21 protein-coding genes and 1 tRNA gene are annotated in these 20698 nt (G+C 69.4%); 10 read left to right on the top strand and 12 right to left on the bottom strand.

The annotated features are described in order from the left end of the window. Nucleotides 1-8: 8 nt before the first annotated feature. Both ASE34_RS00265 and ASE34_RS00260 read left to right on the top strand, forming a co-directional pair. On the top strand, nt 9-569 hold the full coding sequence (locus ASE34_RS00265) for an RNA polymerase sigma factor (RefSeq protein ID WP_150115128.1): 561 nt from the start codon (nt 9-11) through the stop codon (nt 567-569). Continuing rightward, nucleotides 553-1386, top strand: a complete 834-nt coding sequence (locus ASE34_RS00260) for an anti-sigma factor (protein WP_056275329.1) — start codon at nt 553-555, stop codon at nt 1384-1386. The genes ASE34_RS00265 and ASE34_RS00260 overlap by 17 nt, the downstream gene beginning before the upstream one ends. A gap of 36 nt (nt 1387-1422) precedes the next feature. Here the strand turns inward: ASE34_RS00260 and ASE34_RS00255 are convergent, their stop codons facing one another. The 3 genes from ASE34_RS00255 to ASE34_RS00245 form a co-directional block, all read right to left on the bottom strand. Beyond that, entirely contained in the window at nt 1423-2346 is a 924-nt protein-coding gene (locus ASE34_RS00255) for a DUF1295 domain-containing protein (RefSeq protein WP_056275326.1), read from the bottom strand. Between the two features lie 17 nt (nt 2347-2363). After that, a complete protein-coding gene (locus ASE34_RS00250) occupies nt 2364-4193 on the bottom strand; it encodes an AMP-dependent synthetase/ligase (RefSeq protein ID WP_056275323.1) in 1830 nt (609 codons plus the stop codon). A gap of 104 nt (nt 4194-4297) precedes the next feature. Next, nucleotides 4298-4371 (bottom strand) — tRNA-Gly (locus ASE34_RS00245). A gap of 93 nt (nt 4372-4464) precedes the next feature. Between ASE34_RS00245 and dcd the strand changes: the two genes are divergently transcribed. The 3 genes from dcd to ASE34_RS00230 are packed head-to-tail and all read left to right on the top strand — an operon-like array spanning nt 4465 to nt 5714. Beyond that, nucleotides 4465-5070 carry a dCTP deaminase gene (gene dcd, locus ASE34_RS00240; RefSeq protein WP_042536862.1) on the top strand — a complete coding sequence of 202 codons (606 nt, stop codon included), beginning with the start codon at nt 4465-4467 and terminating at the stop codon, nt 5068-5070. Nucleotide 5071: 1 nt separating this feature from the next. Beyond that, a complete protein-coding gene (locus ASE34_RS00235) occupies nt 5072-5506 on the top strand; it encodes a hypothetical protein (protein ID WP_056275320.1) in 435 nt (144 codons plus the stop codon). After that, entirely contained in the window at nt 5499-5714 is a 216-nt protein-coding gene (locus ASE34_RS00230; RefSeq protein ID WP_230100931.1) for a DUF2283 domain-containing protein, read from the top strand. Before ASE34_RS00235 ends, ASE34_RS00230 begins: the two co-directional genes overlap by 8 nt. A gap of 99 nt (nt 5715-5813) precedes the next feature. On the opposite strand, the gene ASE34_RS18315 is transcribed toward ASE34_RS00230, so the two are convergent. Next, nucleotides 5814-6371 (bottom strand): hypothetical protein, encoded by a 558-nt coding sequence (locus tag ASE34_RS18315; RefSeq protein WP_162253837.1) that lies wholly within the window; start codon nt 6369-6371, stop codon nt 5814-5816. Between the two features lie 529 nt (nt 6372-6900). Between ASE34_RS18315 and ASE34_RS18085 the strand changes: the two genes are divergently transcribed. After that, entirely contained in the window at nt 6901-7461 is a 561-nt protein-coding gene (locus ASE34_RS18085; RefSeq protein ID WP_230100932.1) for a MarR family winged helix-turn-helix transcriptional regulator, read from the top strand. Between the two features lie 151 nt (nt 7462-7612). Next, the gene (locus ASE34_RS00215) at nt 7613-9091 is read left to right on the top strand and encodes an HNH endonuclease signature motif containing protein (RefSeq protein WP_056275313.1); all 1479 of its coding nucleotides are present in this window, start codon (nt 7613-7615) and stop codon (nt 9089-9091) included. A 24-nt stretch (nt 9092-9115) separates the two neighbouring features. On the opposite strand, the gene ASE34_RS00210 is transcribed toward ASE34_RS00215, so the two are convergent. The 3 genes from ASE34_RS00210 to ASE34_RS00200 all read right to left on the bottom strand — a co-directional run bounded on the left by ASE34_RS00210 (nt 9116) and on the right by ASE34_RS00200 (nt 12457). After that, nucleotides 9116-10036 carry a cation diffusion facilitator family transporter gene (locus tag ASE34_RS00210; protein ID WP_056275310.1) on the bottom strand — a complete coding sequence of 307 codons (921 nt, stop codon included), beginning with the start codon at nt 10034-10036 and terminating at the stop codon, nt 9116-9118. A 45-nt stretch (nt 10037-10081) separates the two neighbouring features. After that, nucleotides 10082-11494 carry an MFS transporter gene (locus tag ASE34_RS00205; protein ID WP_056275305.1) on the bottom strand — a complete coding sequence of 471 codons (1413 nt, stop codon included), beginning with the start codon at nt 11492-11494 and terminating at the stop codon, nt 10082-10084. A gap of 72 nt (nt 11495-11566) precedes the next feature. Next, nucleotides 11567-12457, bottom strand: coding sequence for a serine protein kinase RIO (locus tag ASE34_RS00200; protein ID WP_056275302.1), 891 nt, complete (start codon nt 12455-12457; stop codon nt 11567-11569). Nucleotides 12458-12714: 257 nt separating this feature from the next. Between ASE34_RS00200 and ASE34_RS00195 the strand changes: the two genes are divergently transcribed. Further along, complete coding sequence (locus tag ASE34_RS00195; RefSeq protein ID WP_056275296.1) at nt 12715-13917, top strand: MFS transporter; 1203 nt, start codon at nt 12715-12717, stop codon at nt 13915-13917. 36 nt (nt 13918-13953) lie between these two features. On the opposite strand, the gene ASE34_RS00190 is transcribed toward ASE34_RS00195, so the two are convergent. Further along, a complete protein-coding gene (locus ASE34_RS00190) occupies nt 13954-14871 on the bottom strand; it encodes a helix-turn-helix domain-containing protein (protein ID WP_056275293.1) in 918 nt (305 codons plus the stop codon). A 73-nt stretch (nt 14872-14944) separates the two neighbouring features. Between ASE34_RS00190 and ASE34_RS00185 the strand changes: the two genes are divergently transcribed. Continuing rightward, nucleotides 14945-15406 (top strand): DUF3817 domain-containing protein, encoded by a 462-nt coding sequence (locus tag ASE34_RS00185; protein WP_056275292.1) that lies wholly within the window; start codon nt 14945-14947, stop codon nt 15404-15406. A gap of 13 nt (nt 15407-15419) precedes the next feature. On the opposite strand, the gene ASE34_RS00180 is transcribed toward ASE34_RS00185, so the two are convergent. Genes ASE34_RS00180 through ASE34_RS00165 form a run of 4 tightly spaced genes read right to left on the bottom strand, consistent with a single transcriptional unit; the run spans nt 15420 to nt 18615 of the window. Further along, entirely contained in the window at nt 15420-16106 is a 687-nt protein-coding gene (locus ASE34_RS00180) for a hypothetical protein (RefSeq protein ID WP_056275289.1), read from the bottom strand. 34 nt (nt 16107-16140) lie between these two features. Continuing rightward, nucleotides 16141-17100, bottom strand: a complete 960-nt coding sequence (locus ASE34_RS00175; RefSeq protein WP_230100933.1) for an NAD(P)/FAD-dependent oxidoreductase — start codon at nt 17098-17100, stop codon at nt 16141-16143. A gap of 34 nt (nt 17101-17134) precedes the next feature. Further along, nucleotides 17135-17893 (bottom strand): uroporphyrinogen-III C-methyltransferase, encoded by a 759-nt coding sequence (gene cobA / locus ASE34_RS00170; RefSeq protein WP_056275285.1) that lies wholly within the window; start codon nt 17891-17893, stop codon nt 17135-17137. Continuing rightward, complete coding sequence (locus tag ASE34_RS00165) at nt 17890-18615, bottom strand: sirohydrochlorin chelatase (protein WP_056275282.1); 726 nt, start codon at nt 18613-18615, stop codon at nt 17890-17892. The genes cobA and ASE34_RS00165 overlap by 4 nt, the downstream gene beginning before the upstream one ends. 220 nt (nt 18616-18835) lie before the next feature. Here ASE34_RS00165 and dnaK point away from each other — a divergent pair, with 220 nt between their 5' ends. Continuing rightward, a complete protein-coding gene (gene dnaK, locus ASE34_RS00160) occupies nt 18836-20698 on the top strand; it encodes a molecular chaperone DnaK (RefSeq protein WP_056275280.1) in 1863 nt (620 codons plus the stop codon).

Below are 20698 nucleotides of genomic sequence, written 5' to 3'. Positions count from 1 at the left end.
GACTCCGGGTGGATGAGACCACCGAAGCCGAAGCGGCGCTCGACAGGCGCTTCGTCGCGGGCGACGAGCAGGCGCTCGCGGAGCTCTACCGGCGGTGGTCGCCGGTCGTCTTCACCCTGGCGCTGCGCTCGCTCGGCGATCGGGGGGATGCCGAGGATGTCACCCAGCGCACCTTCGTGTCGGCGTGGAACTCGCGTGCCGGATACGACTCGTCGAAGGCGCGACTGTCGACCTGGCTGATCACGATCGCGCGGCGCCGGATCGCCGACACGTTCGAGGCGCGCGCCAAGGTGCAGCAGCTGCAGGCCGAGATGGAACGACTCACTCCGCCCGACGCCCTCGTCTCCGAATCGATCGATCTGTCCGAGACGCTGCTGCTCTCGAGCGAGCTCCAGCAGCTCGCGCCGGATGCACAGGCCGTCATGCGACTGGCCTTCTACGATGACCTGACCCACGAAGAGATCTCACGCAGAATGGGGATGCCGCTCGGCACCGTGAAGAGCCATATCCGCCGAAGCCTTGCCCGCATGCGCGACCGATTGGAGGTGAACCGTGTCACATCTCGATGACGAGAAGATCGCCCTGATCGCGATGGGCGAACCGGCCGGATCCGACGCCGACATGGAACACCTCGTCGAGTGCGAGAACTGTGCCGCCGAGGTCGCTGCGATGTCGCGGGTGGCGCTCGTGGCGCGCTCCAGCGTCGTCGAGGGCGACCTGGAATCCCCGCCCGCCGACGTCTGGTCGAGGATCCACGGCGAACTCGGGCTGACCTCGGCGGTTGCTGCCGACCCGGCATCCGACGTCCACCCGCCGGAGTCGGAGTCCGCATCGGCACCGGCTGCATCGGCACCGGTCCCGGCGGCCGGTCCGGCGACAGCGATTGAGGCGGATGCTGCGAAAGCGGTTGCGCCGCGACACCGGTCTCGTGTCCGTCCACGCCGCCGCTCGTCGGCTACGGCGTGGATCCTCGCCGCGTCGATGGCGCTCGTCGTCGCGATCGGCGCCGGCGTCTGGATCGCCCGCACCCTCACGCCCTCCTCTGCCGTGATCGCCTCGGCCGAGCTCGCCGCGTTCCCCGACCACCCCGATGCGGAGGGACAGGCCCGGATCGACGACGACGGCGACGGCCGGCGCACGTTGACGGTGACCCTCGACGGCGACGAGCTCGTCGCCGGCGACTACCGCGAGGTGTGGCTGATCCGCGAGGACGGACAGGCGCTGATCAGCCTCGGGGTGCTCGACGAGTCCTCGGGCACGTTCCGCGTCCCCGACAGTGTGGACCTCGACGAGTACCGCCTGGTCGACATCTCCTTCGAGCCGGTCGACGGCGATCCTGCGCACTCGGGCGACTCGATCGTGCGCGGCGAGCTCGACTTCGCGTGAGAGGCGCTCGCGAGCGCCCCTCGCGCGACGGCGATCTTACGCCGCGTGCTCGCGGACCACGGGCCGCGTGAGCCGCGGGATCAGCGAGGGCGTGCTCTCGCGGTACTCGATGTAGTCGGCGCGGTCGCCCCACTTCTTCTCGGCGCGAGCCTCGAGCAGCGGGATGCCGCTCACGCGCGTGAGCAGCAGGATGACGAAGAGCGGCGAGAGGATCGCGACCCACTGCCATCCGCCGAGCACGGGCGCGGCGGTGAGGAAGACGCCGACCCAGATCACGATCTCGCCGAAGTAGTTGGGGTGGCGCGAACGCGACCACAGTCCGGTGCGGATGAACTCGTCCTTGTGACGCGGGTCGGCGCGGAAAGCGGACTTCTGCGCGTCGGCGACGATCTCGACGGTCATCCCGGCCACCCACACGATGATGCCCACGACGGTCAGCCATCCGATGGGCGCTCGCGAGGCGGCATCCGTGCTGATCGCGATCCACGCCGCTGCCGCCGTGATCGACACCCACGCGCCCTGGATCACCCACACCTGCAGGAAGCGCACCGGCGATCCCTTGATCTCGTCGAAGCGGCCGTCGGATCCGGCCTTGTGCACGCGCATCGCGAGGAACGATCCGAGGCGTGCCGCCCACAGGATCACCATCGCCGCGAGAATCCAGCTGCGGGCATCGGGCATGGGCGTCATCAGCACGAGGGCCACGGAGATGGCGAGGAAGGTGAGGCTGCCGGTGAGGTCGAAGAACCGCTCGGTGCGCAGCAGCATCGCGGGGATGAAGGCGAGGATCTGGATCGCGAAGGCCGCGGCGACGGCGATGGCGAACAGCGGGATGCCGCCGACGGTCGCGCCGCCCTGGCTGCCGGCGAGTGCGACGAGGGCGCCGATGACGAGGGCGACGATGATCGCGATCAGCGAGGACCGGGATGACTTCGGTGCGGAGGAGGTGGGGGAGGACATGGTGTTCTTTCCGGTTGTCAGAGGTAGAGGTCTTCGACGGTGAGGGCTGCGCGATGCAGCACGACGCTCCGCTTGAGCTTCATGGTCGGGGTGACGAGTCCGCGGTCGTCGAGGTCGGCGAACACGACGCTGAAACGGCGCACCTGCTCGCTGCGAGCGACGAGCGCGTTGGCGGCGTCGACGGCATGCTGCAGGCGAGCGCGCAGGGTCGGGTCGGTCACGGCGCGGAGGTCGGCCTCGGCGGTCGGAGGGATGCTGACGCCTTCGGATGCCGCCCAGGCCACGGTCTGCTCGGGGTCGAGCACGAGAAGCGCCGAGAGATACGGCTTGCCCTCGCCCACCATCACCGCGTGCGAGACGAGCGGATCCGCCTCGACCGCGCTCTCCCAGCGCGTCGGCACCACCGTCTTGCCGTTCGAGGTCACGATCACGTCCTTGAGGCGGCCGTCGAGGATCAACCTGCCCTGGTCGTCGAGGCGCCCGAGGTCGCCCGTCCGGAAGAATCCGTCGATGAAGGCGCCGTCGTCGTGCGCGGGGTTGCGGTAGCCGCTGAAGACACCGAGCCCGCGGGCCAGCACCTCTCCTTCGTCGCTGATGCGCACCGTGAGTCCCGGAAGCGGCGAGCCGACGCTGCCCGACGCGATGCGACCGGGCAGGTTGCCGGTGAGGGGCGCGGTCGTCTCGGTCAGGCCGTAGCCCTCGATGACAGGGACGCCGATGCCGCGGAAGAAGAGCGAGAGCTCCGAGTCGAGCGCTGCTCCGCCGGAGAGGATGTAGTCGACCCGCCCGCCCATCACAGCGCGGAGGCGGCGGTAGAAGACGGCGTCGTAGAGGCGGTGACGCAGGCGCAGCCCGAGGCTCGTTCCGGGGGTGAGGCCCGCGTCGACCCGCTCGGCACGCCGGCCCCACGCGATCGCCGTCGCCCGAGCCTTCTCCCACACGGCGGTGAGACCCTTGTCGGACGCCTTGGCGGCGGCTGCCGCCTCGATCTTCTGCAGCACGCGCGGCACGACGACGAGGAACGTCGGGCGCAGTGTGTCAAGGGTCGCGACGACGGTCGACGGGTCGGACAGGTGCGCGATGCGCATCCCGCTGGCGAGGCAGATCAGCTGCAGGCCGCGCGCGAGCACGTGGGCCAGGGGCAGGAAGATGACGGTGTTGCCCTGCTCGTTCACGATCTCGCGGTAGGCGGCGGCGATGTTGAGCACCTGCCCGAGGAAGTTCCGGTGCGTGAGCACGACCCCCTTCGGCTCGCCCGTGGTGCCCGAGGTGTAGACGATGGTGGCGGGGTCGTCCTGCGTGGCGGACGCCCTGCGGGCCTCGAGCTCCTCGTCGGTGACGGCGGTGCCCCGCGCCACCAGATCGGAGAGCGTGCCGGACACTGCGGCATCCATCGTCCAGGCGCCGAGCGTGATCCGCTCCGTGTGGGTGAGTGCGGACTGCAGCAGCACCGCGTGCATCGAGGTGCCGCCGATGGCCAGACGCACATCCGCGTCCGCGATGATCGCGTTCACCTGCGTGGGCGAGGACGTCTCGTAGATCGGCACGACGACAGCGCCGGCGTACCAGGCGGCGAGGTCGGCGACGGCCCACTCGTAACGAGTCGGAGCCATGATCGCGATGGCATCACCGGCCCGCACGCCCTGGGCGATGAAGCCCTTGGCCAGAGCGCGCACCTGGCCGAGGAACTCGCGGGTCGTGATCGGGCGCCACGCGTCACCGACATTCGCTCCCTTGACCTCGAAGGCGACGTGGTCGGGAGCTGCGGTGACTCGCGCGACCAGCAGGTCGGTGACATTGCGGTACCCGTCGAGGTCGGCGAGCGGCGGGGTCGACGATTCGAGCATCGGAACTCCTCTCGGGCGCACGAGAACGGGCCCATCTGCTCCTGTTCGGAGCGGAGGAGGAAACGGATGGCAAGAGAAAACCCCCGGGCGAGCCGGGGGTCCTGTGGAGGGGCTGACGGGAATCGAACCCGCGCTATCTGCTTGGGAAGCAGAAGTTCTGCCATTGAACTACAGCCCCGCACCTGCATCCGAGGAGCAGGTGAACGCAAGCCTACCCGCCTGATCCGTCATGGCCAAAGTGTCGGCGGCGTGTGCCAACTAGGCTGGGGCCGTGCTTCTCAGCGACCGCGACATCAGAGCAGAACTCGCCTCCGGCCACATCGGTCTGGATCCGCACGAGCCGGAGATGATCCAGCCGTCGAGCATCGATGTGCGGCTGGACCGGTACTTCCGTCTCTTCGACAATCACAAGTACCCGTTCATCGACCCGTCGGTCGATCAGCCGGAGCTGACTCGGCTGATCGAGGTCGACCCCGACGAGCCGTTCATCCTGCACCCGGGCGAGTTCGCGCTCGGTGCCACGTTCGAGCAGGTCTCCCTGGCCGATGACATCGCGGCTCGCCTCGAGGGCAAGTCGTCGCTCGGTCGCCTGGGGCTGATCACGCACTCGACCGCCGGCTTCATCGACCCCGGGTTCACGGGGCACGTGACGCTCGAGCTCGCGAATGTCGCGACGCTGCCCATCAAGCTGTGGCCCGGAATGAAGATCGGTCAGCTGTGCTTCTTCCGGCTGACGTCGCCGGCCGAGAACCCGTACGGTTCGGGCCCGTACGGCAACCGCTACCAGGGGCAGCGCGGGCCGACCGCATCCCGCTCGTTCCAGAACTTCCACAAGACGGACGTCGGCACGACCGACGTCGGAGCCGTAGGGGGCTGAGATGAGCAGTGACAGCAGAGATCCGTACATCCGACCGGAGGATGCTGTCATTCCGCCGCCTCCGCCCGAGTCCGAGGTTCCGGATGCGGTGATCCCGCCGCCTCCCGCGGAGTCCGAGATTCCGGATGCCGTCATTCCGCCGCCTCCGCCCGAGGCGATGCTTCCCAGCACTCGCCGGTCGCGGCCCAAGCCGGCGATCCTCACGGGCGATCAGCCGGCGCCGGTGGCCGACGACTGGGCGCAGCCGTCGGTGGCACCTGAGGTGCCGACATCCGGGGGATACCGCGCGCTGTCGGCGGTGATCTTCGGATTCCTCATCGTGCTGCTCGCGGCGGCGATCGCCGGTGCGGTCTACCTCGGCACGACGGTGTCGTTCGCGCAGTCGGCGGGTGCCCCGGATGTCGCCGCCGCCGCCGCGACTCTGTGGCGTGGGTGAGCTGCGACGCGACCCTGAGGTCGACGCCGCGTACGTGACGGTGGGCGCAGCGATCGCGGATGGCGAGGTCGCGAGAACCGTCGCGGTGAACCTGCCCGACGACATCTCCGGTGAGCTGTTTCTCGACTTCGATCGCGACGGCCACCTGCTCGGCATCGAGATTCTCGGTGCCTCCCGGTTGCTCCACCCGGAAGAACCGGGCGCCTGACCTTCGCGCGGCGTTCGGCAGCGTCAGCCTGCGGCGGCGCGCACTCGAATCGGATGCGGTGGTGCAGCTCGTCGACGAGGTCGTTCTGCCCGCTCTGCGCTAGGCGCCTCTCCGCGGCTCGCGACGGGGTCGGCGCTGTTCTCCTGGCATGCGCTGCCTCGGGGTGCGGTTCCGACGCGCGGGAACGCCCCGTTCGCCGAAGCGAACGGGGCGTTCTGGGTGCAGCGGATGCGGGTGTGACGCCTCAGGCGTCGCGGCCGCGGGAGAAGCCGGCGTCGAAGCCGCGCTCGTAGGCGTGCTGCGCCGCGCGGGCGACGCGGTGCTCGCCGTGGCGCACGTCTCCGAACCCACCGTGACCGTGACCACCATGGCGGTGGTCACGGTCTTCCGCGATGTCACGCGGGTGGCCGTGGTGGCCGTGGTGTGAGCGGCGTGCGTCCGCGAAGCGGTCGTGGCCCGGGTGTCCGCGGTGACCGCACTCGCGGCGGCGGAACTCGGCATCCGATTCGTGGTCGTGCTCGCGCTCGGACGCGAAGTCGGGTGCGACACCGTGATCGCGTCCGAACGGGTGTCGGTGGTGGCGGCCGAAACCGCGCCCCGGGGCGAATCCGGGTCCGAAACCGTGGCGGCCGAAGCCGCGGCGACGGCCGCGTCCACGAGGAAGCGGCGTCTGCTCGTCCCAGCCGAACGCGCGAGCGATCTGCTCGAGCGTGGCCAGTGTGGTCTCGAGGTCTTCGGGTCCGACCGCGTCGGTGACCTTGGCGCGGATGCCGTCGACGACGGCACTGAGGCGGTCTTTCGCCGCGCGGCCGTCGTCGGTGAGCGTCCAGCCGCGGTCGCTGTCGGTGTCGGCGACGACCCAGCCGCGCTCGACCAGGCTGTGCAGCTTGTGTGCGTTGAGGGGGCGGCGGGCCGGCGCGGTGCCGTCGATGATGTTCAGCATCCGCCAGTCGCGGCGGCTTGCATGCTCGCCGTCGAAAGCGGAGTCGAACTCGGCCGCCATCAGGCGGTCGACGGCCTTCAGCCAGTAGCCGAAGGGGCGGGAGGTGCTGTCTGTGTTCTGAGTGTCAGAGGTGTTCATGGGTGGAGTCCTTAGATGTCATGGAGCATGTGCTTGTCACTATGCATGTATATGTAGTGTGACATGTAGTGCAGATCCATGTCAAGTCGCATGTAAAATCGATCTGTGAGCGCCCCAGAGAACGACCCCGCCGAGGCCATCGCCCGCGCCCTGTCGCGCCTTCGCGGAAGGCGCCCCGGCGACCGTGGTCGCGGATCGCGAGGGATGGGCGGGCCGCACGGCTGGCACGGCGGACCCCACCCTGACCACTTCGAGCAGGGGAGTCACGGACGCGGGCACCCTGTGCACCCCGGCATGCCGCCGTGGGCGAACGACCCGTCCGGACGCTTCGGCGGCCCGGCGCGGATGCGGATGCTCGAGGCGCTCGCCGCGGCATCCGCTCCTCTCAGCGTCAGTGATCTCGGCGCGGCGATCGGAGTCGATCAGCCCCGGGCCTCGCGGCTCGTGCAACAGGGGGTCGCTCACGGTTTCGTGCGCCGCGAGGCCGACCCCGACGACGCGCGGCGCACGCGCATCGCGTTGACGGACGAAGGGCGCAAGGTCGCTCGGGGCATGCGCGGCGAGCGGCGGGAGGCGCTCGGCAAGGCGCTCGCCGCATTCACGGATGAGGAGCGCGATCAGCTCGCGACGCTGCTGAACAAGCTCGCCGACAACTGGGAGAACTGACTAGCGCGTGGCGGTACTGGCGGTCGGTGTGGGTAGGCGCTCGCCGGTGTTCCGGAATGCATGTCCAGTGTTCCGGAATATGCTTCTGACCTGGCCGAAAAGAGGCTGACTTCAGGGCTCGAATGTCGGTGGCCCCGTGTGTGATGGAGTCATGTCATCCCGCACTCGTGCCCTTCTCGATCAGGTCGTCTCCGACCTCGATCAGGTGCTGTCCGACGACGCGCTCGCGGGGCTTACGGATGCAGAACGGGTCGAGGTGCTGCAGGCTGCGAGCGCGGCGTTCCGGCGGGTCGAAGCCGTGGTGGTCGAGACGATCGCCGCAGGGGATGCGGTGGACTTCCCGCATGCCACGGGGTGCCGCACTCAGAACGAACTGCTGCAGCGCACCCTGCTGACAGACGTGCGAGAGGCGACGCGCGTCGGCAAGGTGGTCGCTCTGGTCCGCCGGGACGTGAATCTGGTGTCCGGCGATCGGCTGCCTGCTCGCTGGCCGGCGCTGCGGGAGGCGCTGCTCGATGGGGTGATCGGAGTCGCGGGGATGCTCGCCGCGACAGAGCCGATCGAGAAGGTGTCGCATCGCATCGGTGCCGCTGATCGGCTCGACGCCGACACGTGTCTCGCTCGCGCGGCTCGCGGCATCAGACCTGACGCCGAGGCGGGCCCCGACGGGGAGGTCCGTGGCCCGGCGCCCACACTCGATGAGCTGAAGCTGCTTGCTGAGACGCTGGTCGCGCTGCTCGACCCTGATGGAGACGGGCCGGGTGATGAGCCTGCCCGGCGTCGGGGGATAACCCTCGGGCGGGTGCGAGACGGGCTGCGGTCGATCAAGGGATACCTGACGCCCGAGGTCGCCGCGCAGTTGGAGCTGATCCTCGATGCGCTGAACAACCCCAAGGGGGACGGGCCGCCGATGCCCGGCGTCGCGTTCACGCCCGCGGCCGATCGCGGTGACGCGGAAGACGGCGATGCGGCAGACGGCGACGAGGATCCGTACAACTCCGATCCGCGTGCCGTCATCGATGACCGCACGCCGGCGCAGAAGCGTCATGATGCTCTCGCCGCGGCATTGGCGATCGCCGCCCGTCATCGAGATATGCCCGCACTCGGAGGCGCCGCACCGGTGCTGGTCGTGACGGTGGATGCGAACGACCTCGTGAACGGCACCGGGCGTGCGAGCGTCAGCGGTGCGCGGGGCCAACTGCCTCTGAGTGTCGCCTCCCACGTCGGATGCTCCGGCACCATCCAGCGAGTTCTCCTCGACGAGGGTCGGATCGTCGGGATCACGACGACCGATCGGGTGTTCACCGTGCATCAACGTCGCGCGATCATCGCCCGCGACAGAGAATGCCTCATCCCCGGGTGCCATGTCCCGGCATCCTGGTGCGAGATCCATCACGTCACCGAACACGCCAGGGGCGGGCCGACGCACACCGACAACGGGGTGCCGTTGTGCTGGTGGCACCACCGGAGTCTGGGAACGTCCGGGTGGGAGATCCGGATGAATGACGGCATTCCGCAGGTGCGAGGGCCGAGGTGGTGGGACCCCGCACAGCAATGGCGCACCCCAAGACTCAGCGCCTCGGCGCAGGGCAGAACGCGGCGGCCGCCCGTCTTCGCGCGTGCCGGATGAACTCTTCGCGTGTGCCGGATGAACTCAGACAGCTGCCCCGAACTCGAGGGACTCCTCGTCGTCGACCGACAGAGACAGCACCACCGTCTCGACGACGTCGTGCGCCTCGATCTGCCGCTCGATCGCGCGCAGGCTTCGAGCCACATCGTGCTCGCGCGCGTCACCGGTCAGGTCGACCTCGGCGACGATGAACAGGCGGTTCGGGCCCACGTACTCGATGTGCAGATACGTGAGCCGCTGGATCTGCGGAGACGAGAGCAGCGCCCGCCCGACTCGATCACGCAGCGCGGGCGACGCGTTGGAGCCCACCAGAAACGCGATGTTGCGCCCGATGAGGATGACCGCCACGACACCCAGCAGGATGCCGACGAGGATCGACCCGATCGCATCCCATGCGGCGACGCCGGTGACCTGGTGCATCGCGATCGCGCCGGCCGCGATCACGAGGCCGATCAGAGCCGCCAGGTCCTCGAAGAACACCGCCCGCAGCGTCGTGTCGCTGGTGTCGAGCACGTAGTCCCACGTCGACGATCCGCGCTCGCGTGCCAACCGCCGAGACTTCACCATCGCCTGCGTGAACGACGCGCCCTCGAGCACGAATGCGATGCCGAGCACGGTGTACGCGACGGTCGGGCTCTCGACCGGGCCGGTCTCGGACAGCTCTTGGACACCATGCATGATCGACACGATCGAGCCGGCGGTGAAGATGCCGAACGCCGCGATCAACGACCAGACGAACGCCGCGCGCCCGTAGCCCAGCGGATGCCGGGCATCCTTCGCCCGCGCACCACGGCGGTCGGCGATCAGGAGGAAGATCTCGTTGCCGGCATCCGCCCACGAGTGCGCGGCTTCGGCGACCATCGACGCGGAAGAGGTGATCACGGCCGCGACCGTCTTCGCGATCGCGACGAGGATGTTGGCGAGGAAAGCGATGATGACCGTCACGCGGTCAGGCTATTCCCGGGGCTGCGACGTCCGCGGGCCATCGGATCAGGCCCGCTGTGTCGCCTTCACCGGCAGCAGCAGGAGGAACCCGGCGATCAGCACCAGCACGATGCCCAGGATGCCGTACGACGTCGACCCCGAGAGCACGATCAGCAGCGTCCACGCACCGGATGCCATCCAGCTCGCCGCCCGCCCGGTCGTGGCGTAGAGGCCGAAGATCTCGCCCTCGCGCCCGGCCGGGGTGATGCGGGCGAGGAACGACCGGGATGCCGCCTGCGCGGGACCGACGAATGCGCAGAGCAACAGGCCGCCGATCCAGAACACGACCGTGCCCGCATCCACGAGGAAGAAGACGGCGAGCCCCGCGATCACCATCGAGGCGAGCGAGATGAGGATGATGCGCTTCGGCCCGAAGCGGTCGTCGTAGCGGCCGGCGATGATCGTCGAGACGCCCGCGATGAGGTTCGCGGCGATGCCGAAGATCACGAGATCGAGGAAGGCGAAGTCGAACACCTGGCTGGCGATGACGGCCCCGAAGGCGAAGACGCCGCCGAGTCCGTCGCGGAACACCGCGCTCGACAGCAGGAACCAGAACGTCTGACGGGTCTCGGGGTTGCGGTAGAGGCCGACGACGTCCCTCACGAGAAGTCCGTAGGAGGCGAAGAAGCCGACCTTGCGCTCGGGGCGCCCGAGCGACGGCTCCGGCACGTTGAGGAAGATCGGGATCGAGAAGACGATCGCCCAGATCGCGCAGCCGACGGCGATGATGCGGAAGGGCAGCCCCCCGTCCTCCGGCAGGCCGAACCAGTCGAGCATGTAGAAGATGACGACCAGGACGAGAGCGATGATCCCGCCGATGTAGCCGAACCCCCATCCGAGCCCCGAGATGCGGCCCACGGTCTTGGGGTTCGCGATGCCGACGAGCATCGCGTTCGAGTTCACGGCAGCGATCTCGCCGAACACGGAGCCGGCCGAGATCAATGCGACGCCCAGCCAGAACAGCGCGGGCGTCGGCTCGACGAACCACAGGCCGAACATGCAGGCGACGAGCGCGCCGGTGCCGATCCCGAGCCAGAGCTTCTGGCGCCCCGCGGCATCCGCTCGCTGACCGAGCACCGGCGCGATCAGGAGGATCGCGATGCCGGCGATCGTCGACCCGAGGCCGAGCCCCGAGGCGAGATCGGCCTCAGCGGCTTCGCGGATCGGATCCTTGGCGTCGAGGCCCGCGATCGACGCCGGCAGGAAAGCCTCGGTCGTGAGGTACAGGGCCGTGAAGATGAAGGTCAGGATGACGGTGTTGAAAGGCTGCGTCGCCCAATCCCACAGCGCCCACGAGTAGACCTGCTTCTTCGGGGCCGGTGTCTCGCCGCGCAGGTCGAGGCCGATCACGCCGACCGCGCCGCTGTTGGCCGTCGCAGCGGGCTCGGGCACCGCGCCGCTCTGCGGGGAATCGCTCATGCTCGAAGTCTGGCGGCGCGGGGTGAACGGACGGTGACGGCGCGCCGGGTGCCGGTGCGAGGCGCGCCGCCCTCACGCGTACGACGCGGCGAGCAGCTCGGCGAACAGCTCTTCGGGGTCGCGTTCGACACGGCGGCGGGTGAACCAGTCGCAGATGTTGACGCAGTCGCGGTGCAGGAGATCCAGGCCCCGCGGGTTCGCGATGATGTCCACGATCTGCGGCAGGTCGATCACCCGCACCCGGCCGTCGTGCACGAGCAGGTTGTACGCCGAGAGGTCGCCGTGGGCGAAGCCCGCCGCAGCGAAGATCCGCATCAGGTCGACGATCTGGTCGTACAGACCGGCCAGCTCGTCCCGGTCGCTGCGCACCGCCGCCAGGCGGGGTGCCGCGACCCCGCTCGCGTCGCCGATGAACTCCATCAGCAGCTCGGTGCCGTTGACCTGCACGGGGTAGGGGACCGGCGCGCCGAGCTCCCACATGCGGCACAGCGCATCGAACTCCGCGAACGACCACTGCAGGGCGGCGACCGCCCGGCCGTGCTCGCTCTTCTTCGCGAGCGCCCTGGTGTCGCGGGTGTTCCTGGTGCTGCGGCCCTCGGTATAGACGCCCGAGCGGTGGAAGCTGCTGTGATCGGTGTCGCGGTAGCGCTTGGCGGCGAGCAATGTGCGCTGGGCGGGGTCATCCGGCACCGCCCGTTCGAGCAGGAACACGTCGGCCTCCTTGCCGGTCTTCAGGATGCCGAGTTCGGTGTCGAGCGCGCCCGCGCTCGTCACCACCCAGGCCGGCCACGGCAGCGGCCCACGTTCAGAGGGGGTGATCGCCGGCCAGGTGGTCCAGCGCTGGCCGTCGCCGGGCTCGACATCGGCGAACGTCGGGACCGATTCGAAGGGGGAGGCGTCGAAGGTCGACGCACCGGAGAGACGGGAAGAGGATGCTTCGGAAGAAGCGAACAGATCAGACACGGTGTGGCTCCTGAAGAGGGAGGCCACGCGCGGATCAGGAGCGGGAGGCCTCGAGAGGAAGGATGTCGGCGAAGGGCACGACAGAGACGGTGGTCATGTCATCCACTCCTCTCGCTCTGGCCTTCCGGGAGAACCCCGGTGCGTCGTCGAGCCTAGGGTGCGGAGCCGACCGGTGTCCAGACCCGATCCGGACGAATGGTCGGATGCCGTGGACGCCGCGTCGGGCGGAGGGGCCGCAGCGCTGCGAGTGTGGAACCATGACGACGACCGCGCCCGTGCCCGTGACGACCGCCCGCACCGAGAGCATCCGCTACGGCGGGCTCATCGTGCTCATGCTGATGGGCTTCCTGCTCGTCACGGCGGAGTTCCTGCCGAACGGCGTGCTCACCGAGATGGCCGATGCGCTCGGCGTGACCCCCGGTCAGGCGGGACAGACCGTCACGGTGACCGCTCTCGTCGGCCTGATCGTCGCACCGACGGTGGGACTCATCTTCCCCCGCCTCGACCGTCGATCGCTGCTCGTCTGGATGGCGCTCGCCGCGGCGGTGTCGAACCTCATCGTCGCCGTCGCGCCCAACCTGATCATCGTCCTCCTCGCCCGATTCCTGCTCGGGGCCGCGATCAGCGCGTTCTGGGCGATGTCGATCACGGTCGCCGTGCGCCTCGCCGGCCCGGAGCACCTCGGCAGGGGGGTCATGTTCACGTCCGCGGGCGTCTCGCTCGCGACCGTCGCCGGAGTGCCGCTGGGCGTGATGCTCAGCGAGATCGTCGACTGGCAGACGGTGTTCGCGGTCGCCGGTGTGCTCATGGTGCTGCTGGCCGTCGCGCTGAGATTCGTGCTGCCCTCGGTGCCGGCTGAGCAGGCGTCCAGCATCCGACTCCTGGTCGACACGGTGCGCCGCCCCGGCATCGCGCTCGGCATGGTCGGACACGTGCTCGTGGTGCTCGGGCACTTCCTCGCCTACACGTACGTGCGACTGGCTCTCGAGCGCATCCCCGAGGTCGACGGCTCGACGATCATCCTGCTGCTCGCGCTCTTCGGCGTCGGCGGTCTCGCCGGCAACCTCGGCCTCGGGTTCTTCATCGACCGCACGTTCGCCTTCTTCGCCGTCTTGGCGCCGCTCGTGATCGCGGCCGCGGTGCTGTCGATGATCTTCCTGTCGGGATCGGTCCTCGGCATCGCGATCGTCGTGCTCGTCTGGGGCTTCTTCTTCTCGTCCTGGCTGCTCGTGATCAACACCTGGGTGGGCCACCGCACCCCCGATCGCCTCGAGGCCGGGGGCAGCCTCGTGGTCGTCGGGTTCCAGGGGGCCATCACGATCGCCGCCGGTGTCGGCGGCCTGCTCGTCGACACGCTGAGCGTCGAGGTCGTCTACGTCGTGGGCGCGGCGGCTCTGCTGCTCGGTGCCGTGCTGTTCGGTGCGTCGAACCGGATGAGCACCGCGGCGGCGCGGCTCTGACCCGTCTCGCCGTGCCCGGCAGGGCGGTCGCCGGGCTCAGGCCGGAACGGCGGTGAGCTGCGATGCCCGCCAGGCGGACGGTGTCATCCCCGTGCGGCGGCGGAACGCACGGCTGAAACCCTCATCCGAGGCGTAGCCCAACTCGCGCGAGATCTCGCTGATCGCGCGGCCCTCGCTCAGCATCCGCTTCGCCGCGTCGACGCGCACCTCGGTGACGTAGTCGGCGGGTGAGCGTCCGATCGCGCTGCGGAACCGCTCGGCGAACACCGACCGAGACATCGCGCCGACGTTCGCGAGGCGCTCGACCGTCCAGTCGCGTCCGGGCTGCTCGTGGATCGCCTCGACCACCCGGTCGAGGAACGGATCGTTCGACACCGAGGGCCAGCCGGCCGGTGCGCAGCCGTTCGCCGCCCAGGCACGGATGACCGAGAGCAGAACGGTCTGCGCCATCATCCGGCAGATCACGGGATCGCCCTGACGGGAGGGGCAGGTGGCGGGGTCGGAGGGGCCCATGCTGCCGGCGAGCGCGGCCGCCGCCGGCTCGAGAGCGGCGAACGACATGACGGTGATCGGATCGGGAAGAAGCGCGGCGATCATCGAGGCGCTGTCCGAGAACTCCAGGTCGACGACCACCAGGTCGGCCGTCCCGTCGGCTTCGAGGGCGATCGCGGCGCGGCCGAGCGTCAGGAACGCGTCTCCGGCGAACAGGTTCGCGCTCAGCGGGCGATCGTCCACCGCGACGAGCTGGGCCGCGTCGTCTACGTCGAGGCGGCATCCGGTGGTCAGCGGGGGGTGCCCGTGCACCGAACCCGATGCGATGTACACGAGGGTGGCGGCACCTGAGGGGATCGGCAGGATGCCGCCGGTGGCGAGTGCGACGCGACGGGCGACACCGACGCGGAGGTCGACGGCGTCGAGCACCTGCCCGAGGGCTGCGGAGTCGACGGTCACCATGCCTTCGGCAACGCCCGGGCCCTCATAGCTATTCCGGATACGCTGAAGGAACCCCCCCCACCCGAGGAGTCCCGTGTTCCGCACACCCGACCGCCTGTTCCGAGTTCTCGCGATCGCGGAGGCGATCACCTGGACCCTTCTGATCTCGGCGATCATCGCCCGTGCCGCCGGTGCGCCCGGCGTCGTCGTGACGGTGGGCGGTGGCATCCACGGGTTCGTGTTCCTCGCCTATGCGGCGACGGCCGTGCTCGTCGCGCTCAACCAGCGCTGGCACCTCGGCGTCGCGATCCTCGCCGTGGCGAGTGCGATCGTGCCCTACGCGACCATCCCGATGGAGATCTGGCTGCACCGCACCGGTCGGCTGGCCGGCGACTGGCGCCTGGAGCAGACCGACGACCCGCGCGACGCGCGCTGGTACGACCGCCTCATGCGCTGGTTCCTGCGTCGCCCGTGGGTGCTCGCGATCCTGCTCGCCGTCGGCATCGTCGCGCTGTACGTGATCCTGCTGCTGGTCGGCCCGCCCGGCGGCAAGTGAGCCGAGGCCCGGCTCACGAGATGACGACGGCGTTCTTGTCGATCACCTCGGCCATCGTCGCGTCGATGTCGCCGCCGGTGCAGTCGACGATGACGTAGAGTCCGACCCCGGTCGCGGTGAAGGCGCGCGCCGCCATCGCCCACTGACGGTCGGCCTCCTGCCCGAGGACCTGCCGGTTCTCGACCTCGGCATTGCCGCCGACCTGGTAGCTGAAGCCTCCGGTGGTCGACAGCGGGGTGATCGCGGCGGCATCCGCCTCGCCCAGGATGACGGCGAGCATCGCATCGGAGCTCACGCTGTCATCGCCGGCCACGGTCGGCACGTCGGGGATGAGCCCCTGCCAGAACTGCGCGGTGCACGTGTCGTCGACCGTGCCGTAGGTCCAGCCTCCGTTGCCGTCGTCCGGCTTGACGATCTTCCAGCCGTCGTCGACGACGAAGCCATCTCCCCACTGGATGTAGGCGCTCGCCGGGATGTCTGCGCCGTCTGCGAAGGTCATCGACGACGGCAGATCGCCGGACGGCTCGTCGGAGGGCTGCTCGGACGGAATCGCGGTCGGGGAGGGATCGGGTCCGTCGCCGTCGGGGACGTTCACCGGGATCTGCGCATACAGGCACCCGCTGAGCGGCAGCACGGCCAGCGCGACCACCGAGGCGGCGGCGAGGCGGACGAGCGGCGAGACCTGCGAGATGCGCGTCATGCCGGTCAGCCTAGCCCTCGGTGCGGGCACCGAGTCAGTGCGCTGTCGCGATCCCGACCGCGTCGTGCACGATCACGGACGCGACCCTCGCGCCGGCCCCCGCGGCGACGATCAGCTGCTGAGGGCCGGGGATCGCCGCATCGCCGGCGGCGTAGAGCCCCGGGACGTCGGTGCGCCCCGACCGGTCGGTGACGAGGTGCCCGTCGTGGTCGATGGCAGGTGCGAAGCCGCGGAGGAACGACAGATCGGTCTCCCACTCGGGGCGCACGAAGCCGCCCTCGACCGCGACGACGGTGCCGTCGGTCAGTCTGATCGCCTCGATGCGGCCGCGGTCGCCGACGAGCTCGGCGATGGGAAGCCGCTGCACGGCCACCCCGGAGGCGGCGAGCTCGGTTTCTTCGGCGGGGCTGACGGTGTCGGCTCCGAGGGTGAAGATCGTGAGATCCTCGGTCCAGCGCGCGATGAGGCGGGCTCGCTCGGCGATGTCGGGGGTCTCGCCGATGAGCGCGAGTCGTCGGCCGCGCAGCTCCCACGCGTCGCAGGCGGCGCAGCTGAACAGGCTGATGCCGTAGAAGCCGCGGAGGTTGGGGACGTCGGGGAGGGTCTCGCGCAGGCCCGTCGCGAGCAGCACGGTCCGGGCGGTCACCACGTCGGTGGGATCCTTGCGCCCCACGGATGCCGTGAACCCGCCGGCCGCATCGGCATCCGCATCTGCATCCGTTCTGCGGAGTTCGAGCACCCTGACGCGTGTGCGCACCTCGATGTTCGGGTACGCGGCGAGCTCTTCGCGGGCCATGCGACGCAGCTCGTGAGGGGCGACTCCGTCACGGGTGAGGAAGCCGTGGGAGTTCAGCGTGGCGGCGTTGCGCGGGCGATCGGCGTCGACCACGAGCACCCGCATGAGCGAACGGCCGAGATTCAGGGCGGCGGAGAGGCCGGCGGGGCCGCCGCCGATCACGAGCACGTCGTAGGTGTCCGCCTCAGCAATTCGCACGTCCTCAGTCTGCCATCTCGGAGCTGAGGGTCGCCTAACTCGCGGTGGCCTCGGCGTGCGGGCTGAGCATGACGACGTCGCCGACGACCACGACCGCGGGGGAGCGCACCTGCCGCTCGGCGGCGAGATGCGCGATCGTCGCGAGCGTGCCGACGGTGACGCGCTGCCGTGCGCCGAACCCGTCCTCGATGATCGCCACGGGGCAGTCCCCGCCGCGCTCGCCGGCCGCGAGGACGTGCGCCGAATGGCCGAGCGTGTTCACGCCCATCAGCAGCACGACGGTGTGGTCGCGTCCGCCACCGAGCGCGACGATCTGATCATGTGCGCTGACGACGGTGAACGTCTCGGCGATTCCGCGCTGCGTCAGCGGGATGCCGGCGAGGCCGGGCACCGCGACCGCGCTCGTCACCCCGGCGACCACCTCGACGGGAATGCCGGCCGCCTCGCAGAAGAGCTGCTCTTCGCGACCGCGGCCGAAGACGAACGGATCGCCGCCCTTGAGCCGCACCACGCGGCGCCCGTCCCCGGCCAGCGAGACGAGCAGTGCGTTGATGCCGTCCTGCGGCACCGGGTGGTGACCGGGGAGCTTGCCGACGTCGACCACCTCGGCATCCAGCAGGACTCCGTCCTCGGCGAGCTGCGCGAGCACGGCCCGGGCTCCGAGACGGTCGGCCACGATCACGTCGGCCTGCTGCAGCGCACGCAGACCGCGCAGAGTCAGCAGGCCCGCGTCGCCGGGTCCGGCACCGACCAGCGTGACCGTGCCGACCCGGGAGGGCGTGTCCGGGGTCATGCCCGTGCGGCAGTGGCGGGCAGTCGAGCCGCCGCCTCGTCGTATCGGGCGATGACGAGGTCGATCAGCGGCTGCGGCACCGTCACGCCGTCGAGCAGGGGCGCGGTGACGGAGCGTCCTGCGGTCTGCCTGATCGTGAGGTCGAAGAAGAAGCCCTGCGCGAGCAGATATGTCGAGACGACCGCGTCGGGGTGCGCGGCGATCGATGAGGGCAGGTCGGGCTGCCGGGCCGCGAGATAGGCGAGCTCGACCTTCGCGCCGAGTCGCAGCGAGAGCAGGGAGGCCATGGCCTCGGCATCCGTCACCGACGCGGGGTCGCGAGAGCCCGCCACCGCGAGGATCACCGGCTCGAGCCGTGCCGCGTCGGCGGACGTGGCGGAGGCCGCACCTGCTGCCGCGAGTCGATCCGCGAGCACCTCGGCGAGCCGGGGGTCGGGTCCCATCGCGTCGCTGACGACGGCGTCCGGCTTCTTCGCCGCCATCCCGTGCAGGTCGTGGTGCACGTGGAAGCCGCGCGACAGCAGCAGCGGCACGATCACGACCGGCCCCTCGATCGTCGGAAGGAGGTCGGCGGCATCGGGCTGCTGCACGTCGACGAAGGCGCTGCGCACCTCGACGTCGGGAAGCGCGGCGGCGACCGCATCGACCAGGTCGGCGATCGCCCGGGCACCCTCGGCATCCGAGGTGCCGTGCGAGACGGCGAGCAGGATGGGGCGGCTCATGGTGCGACTGTAGGCGAGCCGTGTGACGACGGTGTTTCGAGGATCTCGCGGCGCCTCGGGCGCGAATGTGCGCGCCTGGTCGCAAAGTTGAGCCGGGTTGTATCAACTTCATTTGACAGCCTCGGGAGGTCGGAGTACAGTTGAGTCATCGCGACTCAGGTTTCCCTGATCGCCCCGGATTTCCAGACCCACATCAACCTCAGCAACAAAGGAGAATCACATGGCACGTGCTGTTGGAATCGACCTCGGTACGACGAACTCCGTCGTCAGTGTCCTCGAAGGTGGCGAGCCCAAGGTCATCGCCAACGCCGAGGGCTTCCGCACCACCCCCTCGGTCGTCGCATTCACGAAGGACGGCGAGGTGCTCGTCGGCGAGACCGCCAAGCGCCAGGCCGTCACGAACGTCGATCGCACCATCGCATCCGTCAAGCGTCACGTCGGCACCGACTGGACGTTCGACGTCGACGGCAAGAAGTGGACGCCGCAGGAGATCTCCGCGCGCATCCTCCAGAAGCTCAAGCGCGACGCCGAGTCCTACCTGGGCGACACGGTGACGGATGCCGTCATCACCGTCCCCGCGTACTTCAACGACGCCGAGCGTCAGGCCACCAAGGAGGCCGGTGAGATCGCGGGCCTCAACGTCCTGCGCATCATCAACGAGCCGACCGCCGCAGCCCTCGCCTACGGCCTCGACAAAGGCAAGGAAGACGAGCTCATCCTGGTCTTCGACCTGGGTGGCGGAACCTTCGACGTCTCGCTCCTCGAGGTGGGCAAGGACGACGACTTCTCGACGATCCAGGTGCGCTCCACCGCGGGTGACAACCGCCTCGGCGGTGACGACTGGGACCAGCGTCTCGTCGACCACCTGATCAAGCAGTTCAAGGAGACCACGGGCGTCGACGTCTCGGGCGACAAGATCGCTCTGCAGCGTCTCAAGGAGGCGGCTGAGCAGGCCAAGAAGGAGCTCTCCTCCTCGACCAGCACCAGCATCAACCTGCCGTACCTGTCGCTGACCGAGTCGGGCCCCGTCTCGCTCTCCGAGACCATCACCCGCGCGAAGTTCGAGGACCTCACCAAGGACCTCCTCGACCGCACCAAGAAGCCGTTCGAGGATGTCATCCGCGAAGCCGGCATCAAGGTCGCCGACATCGATCACATCGTGCTCGTGGGTGGATCGACCCGTATGCCCGCCGTCGCCGAGCTCGTCAAGCGCGAGACCGGCAAGGAGGCCAACAAGGGCGTCAACCCCGATGAGGTCGTCGCCGTGGGCGCAGCCCTCCAGGCCGGTGTCCTCAAGGGTGAGCGCAAGGACGTGCTGCTCATCGACGTCACGCCCCTCAGCCTCGGAATCGAGACCAAGGGCGGCATGATGACCAAGCTCATCGAGCGCAACACGGCCATCCCGACCAAGCGCAGCGAGACCTTCACCACGGCAGACGACAACCAGCCGTCCGTCGCGATCCAGGTCTTCCAGGGCGAGCGCGACTTCACCCGCGACAACAAGCCGCTGGGAACGTTCGAGCTCACCGGAATCGCCCCGGCTCCCCGCGGCATCCCACAGATCGAGGTCACGTTCGACATCGACGCCAACGGCATCGTGCACGTGTCCGCCAAGGACAAGGGCACGGGCACGGAGAAGTCGATCGTCATCTCCGGCGGCTCGTCGCTGTCGAAGGAGGACATCGAGCGCATGGTGCGCGAGGCCGAGGAGCACGCGGCTGAGGACAAGGCGCGCCGCGAGGCCGCCGAGGTCCGCAACCAGGCCGAGACGCTCGCGTACTCGATCGACAAGCTGATCACCGAGAACGACGAGAAGCTGCCCGAAGACGTCAAGACCGAGGTCAAGGCCGACGTCGACGCTCTGAAGACGGCTCTGGCCGGCGAGGACGACGAGGCCGTGAAGACCGCGTTCGACAAGCTGAACCAGTCGCAGGGCAAGATCGGCGAGGCCATCTACGCACAGTCCCAGGCAGAGGGCGCTCCGAGCGCCGACGCCGCGGGCGAGGCTCCGGCCGATGACACCTCCTCCGACGAGGACGTCATCGATGCCGAGGTCGTCGACGACGAGGACGAGAAGAAGTAA

The organism is Microbacterium sp. Root280D1 (genome assembly GCF_001428975.1).
In the GTDB taxonomy this organism is placed as follows: Bacteria; Actinomycetota; Actinomycetes; order Actinomycetales; family Microbacteriaceae; genus Microbacterium.
This window is presented reverse-complemented; position numbering and strand designations above follow the sequence as displayed.

What these genes read in the sequence shown, in the direction of transcription:
- ASE34_RS00235 (WP_056275320.1), top strand. Translation starts at nt 5,072, where the DNA reads ATGAGCAGTGACAGCAGAGATCCGTACATCCGACCGGAGGATGCTGTC.
- cobA (WP_056275285.1), bottom strand. Translation starts at nt 17,893, where the DNA reads ATGACCCCGGACACGCCCTCCCGGGTCGGCACGGTCACGCTGGTCGGT.
- ASE34_RS00165 (WP_056275282.1), bottom strand. Translation starts at nt 18,615, where the DNA reads ATGAGCCGCCCCATCCTGCTCGCCGTCTCGCACGGCACCTCGGATGCC.
- ASE34_RS00215 (WP_056275313.1), top strand. Translation starts at nt 7,613, where the DNA reads ATGTCATCCCGCACTCGTGCCCTTCTCGATCAGGTCGTCTCCGACCTC.
- dnaK (WP_056275280.1), top strand. Translation starts at nt 18,836, where the DNA reads ATGGCACGTGCTGTTGGAATCGACCTCGGTACGACGAACTCCGTCGTC.
- ASE34_RS00180 (WP_056275289.1), bottom strand. Translation starts at nt 16,106, where the DNA reads ATGACGCGCATCTCGCAGGTCTCGCCGCTCGTCCGCCTCGCCGCCGCC.
- ASE34_RS00195 (WP_056275296.1), top strand. Translation starts at nt 12,715, where the DNA reads ATGACGACGACCGCGCCCGTGCCCGTGACGACCGCCCGCACCGAGAGC.
- ASE34_RS00205 (WP_056275305.1), bottom strand. Translation starts at nt 11,494, where the DNA reads ATGAGCGATTCCCCGCAGAGCGGCGCGGTGCCCGAGCCCGCTGCGACG.
- ASE34_RS00190 (WP_056275293.1), bottom strand. Translation starts at nt 14,871, where the DNA reads ATGGTGACCGTCGACTCCGCAGCCCTCGGGCAGGTGCTCGACGCCGTC.
- ASE34_RS00255 (WP_056275326.1), bottom strand. Translation starts at nt 2,346, where the DNA reads ATGTCCTCCCCCACCTCCTCCGCACCGAAGTCATCCCGGTCCTCGCTG.
- ASE34_RS00250 (WP_056275323.1), bottom strand. Translation starts at nt 4,193, where the DNA reads ATGCTCGAATCGTCGACCCCGCCGCTCGCCGACCTCGACGGGTACCGC.